This window comes from Roseomonas sp. SRI_022, from assembly GCF_057586215.1.
This window is the reverse complement of record NZ_JBYCZL010000004.1, coordinates 137,539-154,932: the sequence shown is the minus strand read 5'-3', so window position 1 is coordinate 154,932 and position 17,394 is coordinate 137,539. Positions and strand designations below refer to the sequence as shown.

The following is a 17,394-nucleotide window of genomic DNA, read 5'->3' as shown; positions in this document are numbered from 1 at the left end:
TATATTGGGTGTGCTGTCGGAGCCCCCGCCGTCCGACGGCGGAGGACATGATGGACGGCTTCACCCCCGCCCCCCAGGCTGATGCTGCGCCGCCCGGCGCTTCCTTTGGCGATGTGCCGCTGCCGGCCCGCGGCTTCGATCCCGGCATGGGTCTGGCCGTCGCGCGGCGCACCGTGCTGCGCACCGAAGATGCCGAGGATTTCGGCCGCGTTGCCGACCGTGTCGCGGCGGGCAGCCTGGCGCTACTCGGTCGCCCGCCATCCGCGGCTGACCGGCAGGAACAGGCGCGGCTGCGCAACGCCATCGCCACCGGCGCGCTGGTCACCTCGGGGCGGCATCTGCAGCACGGCGATCCTAGCCAGGCCCTGCGCAACATGGAGGTCTTCACCAACTGCGCCACCGCCGGTGCGTCCTTCACCAAATTCTACCTGCTGCTGAACGGCGCCGGTGTCGGCCGCGCCTATGACGACGATCTCTGCCCGGTCGACTGGGCCGATGCGCCGTCGCTGCTGCTGTACCTCTCGCCCAGCCATCCCGACTGGCCGAAGGATCGCGCATCGCTGCACCGCTTCGGCGTGGAGTTCGGCCTGCTGCGCTGGGGCATGGGGCCCGACGCCTTCGGCGACATCGAGGAAGCCGATGTGCGCAACTTCCTGGCGCGGGAGATGGTCCACGACCTCACCCGCGTGCCGGCGGATGCGCAGCACCATGTCATCGCCGACACGCGCGAGGGCTGGGCCAAGGCGGTCGAGATCCTGGAGGGCATGGCCTTCCGGCGCGAGCGTGGCCGCACCCTGCTGCTGGACCTGTCGCAGGTGCGCCCGCTCGGCGCGCCGATCCAGGGCATGCAGGGGCGCCCGGCCTCCGGCCCGCTGTCGCTGCTGCGCGCCTTCATCAACCTGCGGCGGGATGTCATCGAGGCCGCGCGCGACCGCGACCTCGATGGCGAGACGCTGCGCCCCTGGGAACAGGCGCTGCGCGCCGATCACATCCTGTCCACCGAGGTGCAGGTCGGCGGCGCGCGCCGTGCGGCGCGCATGGCGACGAAATCCTGGCGCGATCCCGGCGCGCTGCGATTCGTGCGACTGAAGGCAGAAGGCGGGCTGTGGACCGCGAACCATTCGCTGATGGTCGATGCGGAGTTCTGGGCACGGCTCGGGGGCGATGACGACGAGCCCCTGACGCGCCATGCCCGCGCGCTGTTCGAAGCCGCCACCGCCTGCGCCTACGTCAACGGCGAGCCTGGCTTCATCAATGGCGACAGGCTGGAGGATGCGCGCACCGGCTTCGCGCGGGCGAAGCCCGCCACGGCTGAGGCCGGTTCCGCCCGCTATCGCGTCGAGGACGGCGCCGCCTTGCTCGAGGACGTCGCCCGCCGCGCGGCCACCACGCATTTCCCGGTCACGACCAACCCGTGCGGCGAGGTCGTGCTGCATGTCACGGGCGGCTACTGCGTGATTTCCGACTTCGCGCCGCTGCTGGCCTGCCCGGTGCCACTGGATGCCCTGGTCCCCGGCGCCTTGCCCGAGGATGTCGCGCGCGCCTGGGATGCGCGGGTGGAAGATGCGGTGCGCCTCGGCGTGCGGTTCCTGATCCGGGTGAACCGGATGGACTCGCTCTATGCCGCGGAGGTCGCGCGTACCAACCGTATCGGCATCGGCCCCACCGGGCTGCATGAATGGGCCTGGGCGCGCTTCGGCCTCGACTTCCGGGACCTGCTCGACGAGGCCCGCGCGAAGCCGTTCTGGGATGCGCTCGCGCATCTGTCGGCGGCAGCGAAGGAGGAAGCGACGCGGTACGCCGCCGCGCTTGGCATGGCGCCGCCGGTGACGGTGACGACCGTCAAGCCTGCCGGTACCACCAGCAAGCTGTTCGGCCTGACCGAGGGCGCCCATCTGCCCGCGCGCCGGCAATATCTGCGCTGGGTGCAGTTCCGTGGCGGGCCGGACGGGCAGGGCGGCTTCCTGCCCGATGGCGATCCGCTGATCGCGCACTACGCCGAACGCGGCTATCCGCTGCGTCCGCTCGCCACCTTTCCGGGCGTGACCGTCGTTGGCTTCCCGACGCTGCCGCTGATCCAGCGCCTGGGCATCGGTGCTCGCCTGGTGACGGCGCCCGAGGCCACGCCGGATGAGCAGTATCGCTGGCTGATGCTGCTCGAACGCCATTGGATCGGCGCGGAGCGCGGCAACCAGGTCTCCTACACGCTGAAGATCGCGACCGATCGCGTTGGGCTCGACGACTTCCGCGCCCTGCTGCGGACCCATCAGCCGCATCTGCGCTGCTGCGCGGTGCTGCCGAGCCGGCCCGACCGCGACCTCGGCTATGAGTATTTGCCGGAGGAGGAGGTGTCGGAGGCGCAGTTCGGCCGGGTCGTGGCCGGTATTCGCGATCCGGGGCTGGCGGAGGCCGTGGACCTCGCGCGGCTGCAATGCGAGGCGGGGGTCTGTCCCATCTGAAGGAACCGGGAAGGCGCCGCCTTCCCCGTGCCCCATCCGCCAGGCCGCAGTGCGGCCTGGACCGCCGTTACCTTGGGGCCGGTTCGTCGTTCCGTAGGGGTTGTAGGAGCAGGCGGTCGAGCCGTTGTTCGGCGTCGGCACGATAGGACTGCACGCCGATGACCATGCCGAGTTGTCCCCGTGCCGGCTCGGCGCGATACGTGCCGAAGATGCGGTCCCAGCACGACAGGCAGAAGCCGAAATCGCTGTCCATTTCGATGCGGACCTCCGAATGGTGGACGCGGTGCATGTCCGGCGTCACCAGCACAAGCCGCAGCGGCCGGTCCAGCCACGCCGGCACCGCAAGGTTCGCGTGGTTGAACAGCGACGTCGCGTTCAGCAGCACCTCGAACACCAGCACGGCTTCCGGTGGTGCTCCGAGCGCGACCACGGCCGCCGCCTTGATGCCGAGCGAAAGCAGGATCTCCACCGGATGGAAGCGCAGGCCGGAGGATGCATCGATTTCCGGATCCGCATGGTGGACGCGATGCAGTCGCCACAGCATCGGCACCGCATGGAAGACCCGGTGCTGGAGATAGACGAGCAGGTCGAGCAGCACGACCGAGGCGGCCCCGGCCACCCAGCCCGGCACGCCCAGTGCCGGGATCAGCCCGATCCCGCGCCCCTCCGCCCAGATCGCCACGCCCACCGCCCCGGCCGGGGCGACCAGCCGCAGCAGCACCGAGGACAGCGCCACCAGCCCAAGATTGGACGGCCACCGCCGCCAGGCGAGCCGCTGCGGGCGGCGCGGAAAGGCGTGCTCCAGCAGGGCCATCGTCACCAGCACGGCGGCGAAGACGGACAAGCGGATGACGGGTTCCTGCGCGAGCATAGGCCACAGATGTAGCGCCTTCGGCCGGCCCTTGCAGGGGCGGCCCGCAGCGGCGAGCATGCGCGGCCAAGGAGACGACCATGAAGCGCCTCGCCACCCTGCTTGCCCTGATGCCGCTGCCCGCCCTGGCCCACCATCCCATGGGCGGCACCACGCCCGCGACGCTGTGGCAGGGTTTTGCCTCTGGCGTCGGCCACCCGGTGATCGGGCCCGACCACCTCGCCTTCCTGATCGCCGCCGGCGTTCTGGCGGCGGCCCTGCCGTTGCGCAGCGGTGTCTTCGCCATCATCGCCTTCGTGCTCGGCGGCTTCGGCGGCAGCCTGGTACATGTGGCGGGGATCGGCCTCGGCCCGGTCGAGGCTGTCGTGGCGCTCTCCGTCCTCGTGGCCGGGCTGTCGCTACTGTGGCGCCGCCTGCCCGCGACGCTGCTGCCGGTCATCTTCGGCTTGGCCGGCCTGTTCCACGGCCACGCCTTCGCCGAGGCGATCATCGGCGCCGAGCAGGGCGTGCTCGTCGCTTATCTTGCTGCGCTGGCACTGACACAGTCGGCCATCGGCCTCGGCGTCATGCTGCTGGCGCGTCGCTGGGGGGCGCATCTGCCGCGGCTGCGCGAGGCGACCGGCGTCTGTGCGGCGGTAGCGGGCGGATTGTTCTTCGTCGCGGCGCTGATGGCCTGAGGATCGGACCGGTTTAGGAACGGGATTCGTCCGCCGGCGCGGATTGATCCATTCTCCCGCCACAGCGCCCGGACCACAGGGCGCGGATTGGGAGGAGCCGCATGACCAAGACCATGTCGCTGACCATCGCGTGTGCCGCGTTGGTGTCGATCACCCCTGCCGCCTTCGCCCAAGCGCCCCAGCCGGGCCAGACGACCTTCTTCGTCACCAGCGTCGGCCCTGGGCGGGGTGGTGACCTCGGCGGCCTTGCCGGGGCGGATGCGCACTGCCAGGCGCTGGCCATGGCCGCCGGGTTCGGGGGGCGCAACTGGCGCGCCTATCTCAGCACGAGCGCCGCCAGCGGTGCGGCGGCGGTGAATGCGCGTGACCGGATCGGGCGCGGTCCGTGGACCAATGCGCAGGGCGTCGTCATCGCCCGCAGCGTCGAGGACCTGCACAGCGACAGCAACAACCTCACCAAGCAGACGGCGCTGACCGAGCGCGGCGCGGTGGTGAACGGCCGCGGCGACACGCCGAACACGCATGACATCCTGACGGGGTCACAGGCCGACGGCACCGCCTTCGCCGGCGCCGAGGACCGCACCTGCCGCAACTGGACCTATGGCGAAGCGGAAGGATCGGCGATGGTCGGCCATCACGATCGCATCGGCATTGGCGACGCGCCGCCGGCGCGGTCCTGGAACACGTCCCACCCCTCGCGCGGCTGCACGCCCGACGGGCTGCGCAGCACGGGCGGGGCGGGGTTGTTCTACTGCTTCGCGGCGGATTGAGCCGACGCGATCACGCCTGCCGGCCGAGCCATCGCAGCACGGCGAAGCCGGCCAGCGTGATCAGCGAGACCTGCCCGAAGGCGAGCCCCCAGGCGAGGGCGCCGTCCCCGCCTGCGAGGTCCAGCACCACGCCGGTCAGTAGCGGCCCCGCGAAGCCACCCGCATAGCCCGCCATGGAATGCAGCCCCATCGTCGCGCCGCGCAGTGCAGGGTCTGCCGCCTGCACGGTTCCCGCCGTCAGCGCCGAACTGTCGAGGTAGATCGCCGCGTTCCACGCAAACACCAGCGCCACCACGACCAGGGGTGCCGCACCCGCGCTGAAGCCCGTGACCAGCGACAATGCGGCGCCGCCCAGCATCGCGACGGCGACAATGCGCGCGCGGCCGAAATGTTCGGAGGCCTCGTTGCCCGTCAGTGAGACGACGATGCCGATGACCCCGGCAATGGTGAACAGCACCGTCGGTCCGGGCAGCCAGTCGGGTGGCGCTGTCACGGCGAAGGATGCGGCGAGGAAGGCCACGCCCCAGGCGCGCAGCACCGCCATTTCCAGGGTATGCACGCAGTAGCCGGCGATCCAGGCGAGTGCGCGGCGGTTGCGCAGCACCGGGCGGAAGTCGAGCAGACGCCCACCACCGGCGCGCTTCGGTGGCGGTGTATCCGGCAGGATGGTCAGCGCGATGGCGAAGGCCCCAGCGGCCATGACGCCCCCGGCGAGAAAGGCGGCATCCGGCCCGGCCAGTGCGGCGACCGCGCCCGCCATGGCGAAGGACAGCGCGCCCGCAAATCCGACGCCGGCCGCGTGCCAGGAGACGGCGCGGGTCTGCGCGCTGCCGGTCAGCGGATCGGCGATCCCCTTCAGTCCTGGCATGTAAGCGCCGGCCCAGCCGATGCCCGCCAGTGCGCGGAAGAACAGCCCCGACCAGAAATCCCCCGCAAGCAACCCGAAGCCGAGATGCGCGAGAGCCGTGGCACTCGTGCCGACCAGATAGATGCGCCGCGCCGGCACGCGGTCGGTCAGCGCCAGCAGCAGCGGCACGGCAGGGACATAGGCGGCGAAGAAGATGCCGATCAGCCAGCCGGCCTCAGTGCCCGAGAGCGACCAGCGGTCGATGTAGACCGGCAACAACGCGGGCAGGGTGAAGGCGCCGATCTGCGTCAGCACCTGGGCCGCGACCATGGCGGCGATGAATCGCGGCGTACCGGGAAGCAAGGGCATCGCGGCAGGCTATGCCGGCATCGTCACGGCCGGAAGCGGGGTTGATCGCGGCGCGGCCCCGCACGACACTCCGCGCCCCGAAGGTAAGGAGGAACGCATGCGCGTGGTGGAAACGCCGGACGCCCTGAAGGCGCTGATCGGCCAGGAACTCGGTGTCGGCGACTGGCTGGAAGTGACGCAGGAGATGATCGACCGCTTCGCTGAGGTCACCGGTGATCACCAGTGGATCCATGTCGATGTGGAACGTGCGAAGAAGGAGATGCCGGGCGGCAAGACCATCGCGCATGGCTACCTGCTGCTGTCGCTGCTGCCGAAGCTCGGCGGCGGCGTCTACAAGGTGTCCTGGCCGTCGCGCACGCTGAACTACGGATCGGACAAGGTGCGCATCATCAACCCGGTGCAGGCCGGCGATCGCGTGCGGCTGCGCCAGGCGCTGGTCGGCGTGGATGACGGCGCGGGCGGCACGCACCGCATCGTCGTGCGCCAGACCATGGAGATCGACGGCAAGGACAAGCCGGCCCTGATCGCCGACACCATCCGCATGACCTTTCCCTGAGCGACGGAGCACGACGGATGAAGATCACCTGGTTCGGCCATTCCGCCTTCCGGCTGGAATTCGGCTCCTCGGTCGTGATGATCGATCCCTTCCTGACCGGCAACCCGGCCTTCGGCGGCGACCTCGAAGCGGCCAGCGCCGGTGCGACCCATGTACTGCTGACGCATGGGCATGGCGACCACATCGGCGACACGGTGGCGATCTGCAAGCGCACCGGGGCGAAGCTGGTGACGAACTACGACCTTGCGATGTTCCTCGCGCGGCAGGGTCTCACCGCGCTCGACCCGATGAACACCGGCGGCACGACGGATCAGGGCGACTTCAGCGTGTCGCTGACCATCGCCTTCCATTCCTCCTCGGAGATGGATGCGAATGGCGTGTCGCAGGCGCTCGGCCTGCCGAACGGCATCGTGGTGACGCCGAAGGACAAGGCGGAGCCGGTCGTCTATCACATGGGCGACACCGACATCTTCTCGGACATGGCGCTCATCGACGAGTTGTATAAGCCGTCCATCGCCATGGTGCCTTGCGGCGACCGCTTCACCATGGGGCCGCGCAGCGCGGCCCTTGCCGTCAAGCGCTTCCTGCCATCCGTGCGCACCGCCATCCCCTGCCACTACGCGACCTTCGGACTGCTGCTGCCGGATGCCTCGGGCTTCGTCGCGGCGATGGAAGGGGCGAATGCGAAGGTGCTGGTGCCCGAGAAGGGCGTGGCCTTCACCGCATGAGCACGCTGCCCGGACTGGACGACCTGACGGTTTTCCGCATCGAGGTTTCGGAGGGCGTGGCAACCGTCCTCATGGATCGCGCGCCGGTCAATGCGCAGAACGGCGTGTTCCGTGACGAGATCACGCGCATCTTCGACGTGCTGCACGAGACCGACGAGGTGCGCGCCATCGTCCTGACCGGCGCGGGCAAGACCTTCTCGGCCGGGGCGGATCTGAAGGACAGGCCGAATGCCGCGGCGCGCGGTGCGTATCCGCGCCACAGCCGCGCGGTGCGCGCGGGCTTCGACTGCGTGATGGAATGCAGCAAGCCCGTGATCGCGGCGGTGAATGGTGCCGCGATCGGGGCGGGCTGCGTGCTGGCGCTGGTCTGCGACATCATCCTGGTCGCGGAGGACGCCTTCATGTCCATGACCGAGGTCGATGTCGGCCTCGCGGGCGGGGTGAAACATGTGCTACGGCATTTCGGCCAGTCCGATGCGCGTATGTTCCTCATGACGGCGCGGCGGCTGTCCGGGGTCGAGTTGTACCGGATGAATGTCGCGTCCGGCTGCTATCCGAAGCCGGATCTGCTGCCGGCGGCGCAGGCCATGGCGAAGGAGATCGCAGGCAAGGTGCCGCTCGCGGTCGAGGCAGCGAAGCGCGCCTTCACGCTGAACGAATACATGCCGCTGCGCGAAGGCTATGTGTACGAGCAGACGCAGACCGCGCTGCTGGCGAAGACCGAGGATACGAAGGAAGCGCTCGCCGCCTTCGCAGAGAAGCGCAAGCCGGTCTTCAAGGGCCGTTGAAGGACGGCGGCGCCGGTGTTCCCGGCGCCGCCCGCGCCATCACCCGCGGGCGAGGCCCGCTTCGCGCATCGCCGCACCCAGCGTCGCATCGGTGCGTTCCATGTGCTGCGACAGCCCGGCGGCATCGCCCCAGACCATGCCGAAGCCGCGGGCGTTCATGAAGTCCTTGAACTCCTGGCTGTTCCACACCTTCTGCATCGCCGCGGTCAATTGCTGTGCGATGGGCGCCGGCAGGTTGAGCGGGGCGGCCATGCCGCGCCAGGCGCCGACGCTGTAGTTGATGCCCAGCGTCTCGTTCAGCGTCGGGACGTTCGCGAATTGCGGATTGCGCTGCGGGGCCATCACCGCGAGCGACCGCGCGCGCCCGGCTTCGATGATTGCGCGCGCCTCCGGCACCGAGCAGGTCACCATGTCGAGCCCGCCGGCCGCGAGGTCCTGCATCGCCGGCGCCGCGCCGTTGGACGGCACCCAGCGCACATGGTCCGCGCGCAGCCCCATCGCGCCGAGCCAACCGGCCAGCGCGAGGTGCCAGATGCCGCCCTGGCCGGTGCCCGATGCCTTGAACTGACCCGGACGGCTCGCCTTGATCGCGTCCGCCAGCTGCTTGATGTCCTGGTAGGGCGAGCTGGCATTCACCTGCACGCCCGGCGGGTCCTCGTTCATCAGGGCCAGCGGGGTGTAGGAGGTGCGCTTGAGCTCGGTGAGACCCTGCCAATGCATCATGCAGATCTCGACCGTGATCATCCCGATCGTGTAGCCGTCCGAGGCGGCCTGGGCGATCGCGGCGTGACCGACGACGCCGGACCCGCCGGTGCGGTTCACGACGTTGAAGGGCTGGCCCATCTCCTTCTCAAGCAGCGCTGCGACGATGCGGGCGGTGGCATCGGTGCCGCCGCCGGCACCCCAGGGCACGATGACCTGGACCGGGCGGGCGGGGTAGCGGGGTTGGCCGAGCGCCGGCCTTGCAAGTGGCGCGAACCCGGCAAGGGCGCCGGCGGCGAGCGCGCCGCGGCGGGTGAATTTGGTCATTTCTTGGTTTCCTCCTGGCAGTGCAACGACGCTATCAAGCGGCTTCGGCCGGCCGCAAGCGCCGCATCACCCAGACGCCGGCGGGCCAGAGCAGGGCAGCGATCGCCATGGCGGCGAGCACCGAGGAGACGGGACGCTCGAAGAAGGGCAGGATGTCGCCGTCGGATTTGATCAGCGATGTGACGAAGTTCTGCTCGACCATCGTGCCCATGACGATGCCCAGCACCATCGCCGCCACCGGGTAGCCGTTGCGCTCCATGACGAAGCCGACGATGCCGAACAGCCCGACCAGCAGCACCGAGAACAGGTTGTTGCCGGTGGCGAAGGCGCCGACCGCGCAGAGCAGCACGATGACCGGCATGACCGCGGATCGCGGGGCGCGCAGCACCAGGGAGGCCATGCGGATCATCGCGATGCCGAGCGGGATCATGATGATATTGGCCAGCACGAAGATGATGTAGAGCGCGTACATCGACGATGCGCGTTCGGTGAACAGCGTCGGCCCGGGGTTCAGCCCCTTCATGTAGAGCACGCCGATGGCGATCGCCGTGATGGTGTCCCCCGGGATGCCGAACAGCAGCGCCGGCACCCAGCCGGAGGCGAGGGAGGCGTTGTTCGATGCGCCGGCCTCGACCAACCCCTCAGGATGGCCGGTGCCGAACTTCTCCGATTCCTTTGAGAACTTCTTCGACATGGCGTAGGACACCCAGGCCGCCATGTCCGCGCCCGCGCCGGGCAGCACGCCGATGATGATGCCGATGATGTTCCCCCGCCACATCGGCCACTGGTACTTCTTCGTCAGTCCCCATTGCCCCGCAAGGATCGACCCGAAGCGCCGCCGCGGTAGCGGCGGGGGCTCCGGCGTCGTCATGGCACGCATCACCTCGCTGACGGCGAAGACGCCGACCAGGGCAGGGATCGGCTCGATGCCGCCCAGCAGGTCGGTCACGCCGAAGGTGAAGCGCGGCACGCCGCCCGGATTCTCGATGCCGACGCAGGCGAACAACAGCCCGAGCAGCATCGCCGCGATGGCCTTGATCGGCGAGGATCGCGCCACCAGCGTCGCGCACATCAGGCCGAGAAAGGCGAGCCAGAAATACTCGAAGGTGGAGAAGGACAGCGCCATCTCCGCGAGCAGCGGAGCCATCAGCACCAGCGACAGCGTGCCGACGATGCCGCCGATCGCGCTGAACCACAGCCCCGCGCCGAGCGCCAGTTCCGCCTGACCCTTGCGGGTCATGGCATAGGCTTCGTCGGTATAGGCCGCCGAGGCGGGCGTGCCCGGGATGCGCATCAGCGCGCCGGGGATGTCGCCAGAGAAGATCGCCATGGCAGATGCCGTGATGATCGTCGCCACCGCCGCGATGGGCGAGAGGTAGAAGGTGACCGGCACGAGCAGTGCCGTGGCCATGGTGGCGGACAGGCCGGGCAGTGAGCCGACGACCAGGCCGTAGATGGCGGAGGCCATGATCGCGATCAGCACATCGGCTGCCGCGACCATCCAGAGCGCTTCGATGAAGGCGGTCATGCGATCACCATGGCGCCGCCAGCAGCCCTTCGGGCAAAGGCACTCGCAGCAGCTTGTAGAACACCAGATGCACCACGGGCGGCGCGCCGACGGCCATGGCGGTCGCCAGCCGCAGGGGCGCGCCGAGGCAGAGTGCTGCGACCAGCACCATCACGAAGGCCGTGAGCAGGAAGCCCAGCGGTTCGGAGGCGAGGACGTAGAAAACCAGCAGTGCCGGCGGCACCAGGGCGGCGAGGACGCGGCGGGACCCGAGCCAGCGGGCGAGGCCTTCATGCGCTTCGATCGGCTCCGGGTCGGGTTCCTCGAAGCTCTGTCCGATGCCGAGGACGATCAGCAGGCCGCACAGGACGAGCCCGCCGCCCACCACCATCGGGAAGACGGCCGGGCCGACATCCTGGCCGGGCACGGCAGGCAGGCGCGACCCACCCCAGAAGGCGAGGGCACCCAGCAGCACGAGAAAGCCGCCGGTCACCCGGTCCGACAGATGCATCTTGTCGCCCCTCCCCTGCGCGGCTTGACCGCGCTTGATGGAAGGCTAGTCGATGGACAGGCGCGGAGGCTAGGCCGTGCCGTACTTGTTAAGCGTGCGGGTGCGTGACTGCGCTTGCTAAGCGGTGCCTGCGGCTTAGGCAGCACACGGCAGGGGTTGCCGGCACGGCGAAGCGGTGGCTAGGCTGCCATAGCAGCCGGGCCGTCAGAGTGCCGGCAATGAGGAAACGGCACGATGAAGCTGGGCGCGGCAATCGCCGAGATCATGAAGCGTGAGGGCATCCAGATCCTCACGGGTTATCCGGTCAATCACCTGATCGAGCACGCGGCGGAGATCGACATCCGCCCCGTCATGGTGCGGCAGGAACGCATCGGACTGCACATGGCGGATGCGATCAGCCGTGTCACCTCGGGCCGGACGATCGGTGCGTTCTGCATGCAGCATGGGCCGGGGTCGGAGAACGCCTATGGCGGCGTTGCTCAGTGCTACGGGGAGAGCATTCCCGTGCTGGTGCTACCGATGGGCTATCCGCGCCGGCTCGCGCATATCGACCCGAACTTCAATTCCTCGGTCCAGATGCGCGGCATCACGAAGTCGGCCGAGCCGATCACCTCTGCCGCCGAGGTGCCGAATATCCTTCGTCGTGCCTTTACGCGGCTAAGGAACGGGCGCGGAGGCCCCGTGCTGGTCGAGATCCCGACCGACATGTGGAACGAGGAGGTGCCGGAGCCGCTGGCCTATACGCCCGTCATCGCGACGCGCTACGGCCCGGACCCGGCGGATGTGGCCCGCGCGGCGGATGCGATCGCGGCGGCGAAGCGGCCGGTGATCTATGCCGGCACCGGCGTGCATTGGGCGCGGGCCTGGCCGCAGCTGAAGGCGCTGGCCGAACTGCTGGCCGCGCCGGTGACCACGAGCCTCGGCGGCAAGTCCTCCTTCCCGGAGGATCATCCGCTGGCGCTCGGGTCGGGCGGGTTGGCGATTCCGAAGCCGGTGCGGCATTTCCTCGACAATGCCGACCTGATCCTCGGCATCGGCTGTTCGTTCACGGAGACGAATTTCGGCGTGAAGATGCCGGCGGGGAAGAAGATCATCCACGCCACGCTCGACCCCGACCACCTGAACAAGGACGTTGCCTGCGAGATCGGGCTGGTCGGCGATGCGGCGCTGACGCTCGATGCGCTGATCGCCGAACTTGCCGGACGCGTGAAGGCGAAGCGCGACCACGGGCCAGTCGCGAAGGAGATCCAGGAACACCGCGCCGAATGGCTCGCCGCCTGGGCGGCCAAGACCGACAGCGATGCGGAACCGCTGAACCCCTATCGCGTGCTGCGCGACCTGTGGCGCACGGTCGATGTGGACAACACCATCATCACCCATGATGCCGGCAGCCCGCGCGACCAGCTCTCGCCCTTCTGGGTATCGCGCACGCCGCTGTCCTACCTCGGCTGGGGCAAGACGACGCAGCTCGGCTATGGGTTGGGGCTGGCCATGGGGGCGAAGCTCGCGGCGCCGGACAAGCTCTGCATCAATGTCTGGGGCGATGCGGCGATCGGCTTCACCGGCATGGATTTCGAGACGGCGGTGCGCGAGCGCATCCCCATCCTGTCCATCCTGCTGAACAACTTCTCCATGGCGATCGAGTTGAAGGTCATGCCGGTCAGCACGGAGAAGTACCGTTCGACCGATATTTCGGGCGACTATGCCGCCATGGCGCGCGCCTTCGGGGGCTACGGCGAAAGGGTAACCAAGATCGCCGACATCATCCCCGCGATCCAGCGTGGCATCGAGCAGACCAGGAACGGAACTCCGGCGCTGCTCGAATTCATCACGTCCAAGGAAACTGCCGTATCCCGCCTGTAGGGATGAACGGCCAAGAGGCAGGGTGCGACCCGCCCGGGCATCAGGGAGGCTGAATGGCGACGGTCGATATCCGCGAGGTGCGGAAGGCGTTTGGCAGCACGCAGATCCTGCATGGGGTCAGTGTGGGCATCGAGGACGGGCAATTCGTCGTGCTTGTCGGGCCGTCCGGCTGCGGCAAATCCACGCTGCTGCGCATGCTCGCGGGGCTCGAAAACATCACGGGCGGGGAGATCTCGATCGGCGGGCGGGTGGTGAACAACGTCCCCCCCAAGGATCGGGACATCGCCATGGTGTTCCAGAACTACGCGCTGTACCCGCACATGACCGTGTTCCAGAACATGGCTTTCTCCATGAAGCTCGCCGGCGCACCGAAGGAGGTGATGGAGCGGGAAGTGCAGAAGGCCGCGAAGATCCTCGGCCTCGAGCAGTTGCTGCACCGCTTTCCGCGCCAGCTTTCGGGTGGGCAGCGCCAGCGCGTGGCGATGGGTCGCGCCATTGTGCGCAACCCACAGGTCTTCCTGTTCGACGAGCCGTTGTCCAACCTCGACGCCAAGCTGCGCGTGCAGATGCGTTCCGAGATCAAGGAACTGCACCAGCGCCTGAAGGTGACGACGGTCTACGTCACCCACGACCAGATCGAGGCCATGACCATGGCCGACCTGATCGTGGTGATGAATCACGGCCGGATCGAGCAGGCCGGCGCGCCGCTTGAACTCTATGACCGCCCGGCCAACCTGTTCGTCGCGGGCTTCATCGGGTCCCCGGCGATGAACATGATCGAAGGGCGCATCGAAGGCGGGGCGTTCCGCGGGCCGGGCGGCACCGCTTGGCCGCTGCCCCCGGGTGCGCCAGCCTCGGGCGACGTGATCTACGGTATCCGCCCCGAGCATCTGCGGCTTGATCCGCAGGGCCTCGATGGCGTGGTGAATGTGGTTGAGCCGACGGGGTCGGAGACGCAGGTCACCATGCATGTCGGCGGGGCGCATCTGCTCGGTGCCTTCCGCGAGCGTATCGCCACCCGCCACGGGGAGACGCTGCGCGTCAACCCCGACCCGGCGCTGATCCATCTCTTCGACAAGGCAACAGGCCAGCGGATCTAGCGACGCTGCCGCAAGCAACCAGGGAGAGGAAACGAACAATGGCCAATATCATCACACGACGCAGCATCCTCGGGGCGGGTGCCGGCATGGCCGCGCTCGCCGCCGGCGGGGACGTCTATGCGCAGACAGCCGTGCAGTCGGCGTCCGGCGTCGCGGCGCCGGCCCTGCCGATCGAAAGCGGCGCGACGCTGCGCATGCTGCGCCCCGTGCGCTTCGTCGCCCCGGATGAGGAAGTGTTCCGCGCCAACTGCGCGCGCTTCACCCAGCAGACCGGCGTGCAGGTGCGCGTCGATTTCGTGGGCTGGGAGGATATCAACCAGCAGACCGCGGTCACCGCGAATACCGGCGCCGGGCCGGACGTCATCATCGGCTTCGGCGACGCGCCGCACATCTATGTGGACAAACTGGTCGAGGTGTCCGACGTCGCCGAATACCTTGGCCGCAAATACGGCGGCTGGATGTTCGTCGGCAACAAGCTCGGCAAGAAGCACGGCACCAACAACTGGATCGGCCTGCCCTTCGGCGGCACCGCGGGGCCGCTGGTGTGGCGGAAGTCGGCAGTGAATTCGATCGGCTACCAGACGCCGCCGACGGACATGCCGGGCTTCCTCGAGATGTGCAAGAAGCTGCGCCAGGCTGGCAAGCCGGCAGGCTTCGCGCTCGGCAATGCGGTCGGTGACGGTAATGGCTTCGCCAACTGGCTGATGTGGACGCATGGCGCATCCATCACCGACGAGTCCGGCGCCGTCTCGGTGAACAAACCGGAGACGCTGGCGGCGCTGAACTATCTGAAGGAACTGTATCCGACCTTCGTGGATGGCGGCACCATCTCCTGGGGCGACATCAGCAACAACCAAGCCTATGCGGCGAACACGCTGTTCGTCACCTCGAACGGCGTGTCGCTGTATTTCGCGCTGAAGAACGACCCCGCGACCCGCGCCATCGCCGATGACACCGAGCATTCCGTGATGCCGCTGGGTGTGGCGAGCTCCTGGCCGAGCGCGCCGCTCACGCTCAATGCCATGGTGTTCAAGCACAGCCGCTACCCGAATGCGGCCAAGGCGCTGCTGATGTTCCTGATGGAGCAGCCGCAATATGAGCCCTGGCTGAACGCCAACCTCGGCTATTGGGCGCAGCCGCTGAACGCCTACAAGGACAGCGCGGTGTGGAGCAGCGATCCGAAGATCGCCCTGTTCCGTGACAGCATGAACAATCAGTTCTGGAACGGGTATAAGGGGCCGATCTCGGAAGCCTCCGGCCAGGCCAATGCCGAATACGTGCTGGTCCAGATGTTCGCCTCGGTCGCCTCCGGTCAGGCGACGCCCGAGGCCGCCATGCGTGAGGCGGACCGGCGCGCGCGCCGGATCTTCCGCCGCTGACGTGAACGGAGCCGGTGGCGCCTTCAGCGGCGTCGCCGGCCTTCCTGGGAGTATCCCCGATGTCCGTCACCGCCGCCGAAGGCTGGGTCCGACAGGCCAAGGACCAGAGTTGGTTGTCCAGGCTGTTCGACTGGAAACCGCTGCTTGTCGTGATGTGCCTGCTGCCCGCTGTGGGCCTGCTGATGGTCTTCCTGACCTATCCGCTCGGCCTTGGCATCTGGCTCGCCTTCACGGACACGACGATCGGGCGCCGCGGCGTCTGGGTCGGGCTCGAGAATTTCGAGTTCATGCTCGAGGACCCGATCTGGTGGAACGCGGTCTTCTACAGCGTCTTCTACACGGGCGTTGCGACCATCGGGAAGTTTGGGCTCGGGTTGTGGTTGGCCCTGCTGCTGAACAACCACCTGCCGTTCAAGTCGATGCTGCGCGCCATCATCCTGCTGCCCTGGATTGTGCCCACGGTGCTGACGGCAATCGCCTTCTGGTGGATCTACAATCCCCAGTTCTCGGTGATCTCCTACATCTTCATCGAACTCGGGCTGCGCGAGACCAACATCGACTTCATCAACACCGCCTGGCCGGCGCGCTGGTCGCTGATCGCAGCCAATGTCTGGCGCGGCATTCCCTTCGTGGCGATTTCGCTGCTCGCGGGGCTGCAGACCATCTCGCCCTCGCTGTATGAGGCGGCGCTGCTGGATGGCTCCTCGTCCTGGCAGCGTTTCCGCTACATCACCTTCCCCATGCTGCTGCCGATCCTCGCGATCGTCATGACCTTCAGCATCATCTTCACCTTCACCGACTTCCAACTGGTCTACGCCATCACCCGTGGCGGGCCGGTGAATTCGACGCATCTGCTGGCCACGCTCGCCTTCCAGCGCGGCATCCCCGGTGGGCAATTGGGGGAGGGGGCTGCGATCGCTGTCTCCATGATCCCCTTCCTCGTCTTCGCGACCCTGTTCTCCTACTTCGCCCTGGCGCGCCGGAAGTGGCAGCAGGGCGAGTCGAACGACTGAGGAGGCTGCCCCATGAGCGCGACCGCCGAAGCCCCGCAGACCAACGCTGCCACCGCGCAGCCGGAGACGATGACCTGGGACAGCAAGTCCCGGCGCATGGTGACGATCTACCTGCCGCTGATCTGCTTCCTGATCATCCTGCTGTTTCCCTTTTATTGGATGACGATCACGGCCTTCAAACCGAATGCCGAGCTCTATGACTACCGGACGCACAACCCGTTCTGGATCACCTCGCCGACGCTCGATCACCTGCGCCTGCTGCTGTTCGGCACGGCCTATCCGCGGTGGCTGCTGACGACGATGACGGTCGCGGTCTGCGCGACCTTCCTCTCGCTGCTGTCCTCGACGCTCGCCGCCTATGCGATCCAGCGGTTGCGCTTCAAGGGCAGCCAGTATGTCGGCCTGGCGATCTACCTCGCTTATCTCGTGCCGCCGTCGATCCTGTTCATCCCGCTGGCGACGATGGTGTTCCAGCTTGGCCTATTCGACAGCCCGATGGCGCTGATCCTGGTCTATCCGACCTTCCTTGTGCCGTTCTGCACCTGGCTGCTGATCGGTTACTTCAAGTCGATCCCCTATGAGCTCGAGGAATGTGCGCTGATCGACGGCGCGACGCGGCTGCAGATCCTGCGCCAGATTACCCTTCCGCTGGCCGTCCCAGGGCTGATCAGCGCGGGCATCTTCTCCTTCACGCTGTCCTGGAACGAGTTCATCTACGCGCTCGCCTTCATCCAGAGCAGCGAGAACAAGACCGTTCCCGTCGCCATCCTGACCGAGCTCGTCACCGGCGACGTGTACCAGTGGGGCGCGCTGATGGCGGGCTCGCTGCTGGGCTCCCTGCCGGTCGCGATCTTCTATTCCTTCTTCGTGGACTACTACGTCTCCTCCCTCACCGGCGCGGTGAAGGAATAGGCGTCTCAACAGGAG

General features: G+C 68.0%; 16 protein-coding genes. 11 read left to right on the top strand and 5 right to left on the bottom strand.

Annotation, left to right across the window (positions count from 1 at the left end; genetic code table 11):
- Positions 1–47 precede the first annotated feature (47 nt).
- On the top strand, positions 48–2,459 hold the full coding sequence (locus tag AC2YHJ_RS05460; protein ID WP_487394499.1) for a recombinase: 2,412 nt from the start codon (positions 48–50) through the stop codon (positions 2,457–2,459).
- 67 nt (positions 2,460–2,526) lie between these two features.
- Here the strand turns inward: AC2YHJ_RS05460 and AC2YHJ_RS05455 are convergent, their stop codons facing one another.
- On the bottom strand, positions 2,527–3,303 hold the full coding sequence (locus tag AC2YHJ_RS05455) for a sterol desaturase family protein (RefSeq protein WP_487394498.1): 777 nt from the start codon (positions 3,301–3,303) through the stop codon (positions 2,527–2,529).
- Positions 3,304–3,410: 107 nt separating this feature from the next.
- Here AC2YHJ_RS05455 and AC2YHJ_RS05450 point away from each other — a divergent pair, with 107 nt between their 5' ends.
- The gene (locus tag AC2YHJ_RS05450) at positions 3,411–4,007 is read left to right on the top strand and encodes a HupE/UreJ family protein (protein ID WP_487394496.1); all 597 of its coding nucleotides are present in this window, start codon (positions 3,411–3,413) and stop codon (positions 4,005–4,007) included.
- Between the two features lie 101 nt (positions 4,008–4,108).
- Positions 4,109–4,777 (top strand): hypothetical protein, encoded by a 669-nt coding sequence (locus tag AC2YHJ_RS05445; RefSeq protein WP_487394494.1) that lies wholly within the window; start codon positions 4,109–4,111, stop codon positions 4,775–4,777.
- A gap of 10 nt (positions 4,778–4,787) precedes the next feature.
- Here AC2YHJ_RS05445 and AC2YHJ_RS05440 read toward each other — a convergent pair whose 3' ends face one another.
- Positions 4,788–5,993, bottom strand: coding sequence for an MFS transporter (locus tag AC2YHJ_RS05440; protein WP_487394493.1), 1,206 nt, complete (start codon positions 5,991–5,993; stop codon positions 4,788–4,790).
- Between the two features lie 97 nt (positions 5,994–6,090).
- On the opposite strand from AC2YHJ_RS05440, the gene AC2YHJ_RS05435 reads away from it, so the two are divergent.
- Genes AC2YHJ_RS05435 through AC2YHJ_RS05425 form a run of 3 tightly spaced genes read left to right on the top strand, consistent with a single transcriptional unit; the run spans position 6,091 to position 8,065 of the window.
- The gene (locus AC2YHJ_RS05435; RefSeq protein WP_487394492.1) at positions 6,091–6,549 is read left to right on the top strand and encodes a MaoC family dehydratase; all 459 of its coding nucleotides are present in this window, start codon (positions 6,091–6,093) and stop codon (positions 6,547–6,549) included.
- Positions 6,550–6,566: 17 nt separating this feature from the next.
- Complete coding sequence (locus AC2YHJ_RS05430; RefSeq protein WP_487394490.1) at positions 6,567–7,277, top strand: metal-dependent hydrolase; 711 nt, start codon at positions 6,567–6,569, stop codon at positions 7,275–7,277.
- Entirely contained in the window at positions 7,274–8,065 is a 792-nt protein-coding gene (locus AC2YHJ_RS05425) for an enoyl-CoA hydratase/isomerase family protein (RefSeq protein ID WP_487394488.1), read from the top strand. Before AC2YHJ_RS05430 ends, AC2YHJ_RS05425 begins: the two co-directional genes overlap by 4 nt.
- A 39-nt stretch (positions 8,066–8,104) precedes the next feature.
- Here AC2YHJ_RS05425 and AC2YHJ_RS05420 read toward each other — a convergent pair whose 3' ends face one another.
- Genes AC2YHJ_RS05420 through AC2YHJ_RS05410 form a run of 3 tightly spaced genes read right to left on the bottom strand, consistent with a single transcriptional unit; the run spans position 8,105 to position 11,112 of the window.
- Positions 8,105–9,094, bottom strand: a complete 990-nt coding sequence (locus AC2YHJ_RS05420; protein WP_487394487.1) for a tripartite tricarboxylate transporter substrate binding protein — start codon at positions 9,092–9,094, stop codon at positions 8,105–8,107.
- Between the two features lie 34 nt (positions 9,095–9,128).
- On the bottom strand, positions 9,129–10,622 hold the full coding sequence (locus AC2YHJ_RS05415) for a tripartite tricarboxylate transporter permease (protein ID WP_487394485.1): 1,494 nt from the start codon (positions 10,620–10,622) through the stop codon (positions 9,129–9,131).
- A 4-nt stretch (positions 10,623–10,626) separates the two neighbouring features.
- Positions 10,627–11,112: a tripartite tricarboxylate transporter TctB family protein gene (locus tag AC2YHJ_RS05410; protein ID WP_487394484.1), complete on the bottom strand. Its 486-nt coding sequence runs from the start codon at positions 11,110–11,112 to the stop codon at positions 10,627–10,629.
- 234 nt (positions 11,113–11,346) lie between these two features.
- On the opposite strand from AC2YHJ_RS05410, the gene AC2YHJ_RS05405 reads away from it, so the two are divergent.
- From AC2YHJ_RS05405 to AC2YHJ_RS05385, 5 genes are read left to right on the top strand one after another with little or no spacing between them, the layout of a single operon-like run.
- Positions 11,347–12,975, top strand: coding sequence for a thiamine pyrophosphate-requiring protein (locus AC2YHJ_RS05405; protein ID WP_487394483.1), 1,629 nt, complete (start codon positions 11,347–11,349; stop codon positions 12,973–12,975).
- Between the two features lie 53 nt (positions 12,976–13,028).
- Complete coding sequence (locus AC2YHJ_RS05400; protein ID WP_487394482.1) at positions 13,029–14,075, top strand: ABC transporter ATP-binding protein; 1,047 nt, start codon at positions 13,029–13,031, stop codon at positions 14,073–14,075.
- A gap of 38 nt (positions 14,076–14,113) precedes the next feature.
- Positions 14,114–15,454, top strand: coding sequence for an ABC transporter substrate-binding protein (locus AC2YHJ_RS05395; protein WP_487394481.1), 1,341 nt, complete (start codon positions 14,114–14,116; stop codon positions 15,452–15,454).
- Positions 15,455–15,513: 59 nt separating this feature from the next.
- Positions 15,514–16,467, top strand: a complete 954-nt coding sequence (locus AC2YHJ_RS05390) for a carbohydrate ABC transporter permease (protein WP_487394480.1) — start codon at positions 15,514–15,516, stop codon at positions 16,465–16,467.
- 12 nt (positions 16,468–16,479) lie between these two features.
- Positions 16,480–17,379 (top strand): carbohydrate ABC transporter permease, encoded by a 900-nt coding sequence (locus AC2YHJ_RS05385; RefSeq protein WP_487394478.1) that lies wholly within the window; start codon positions 16,480–16,482, stop codon positions 17,377–17,379.
- Positions 17,380–17,394: the final 15 nt, after the last annotated feature.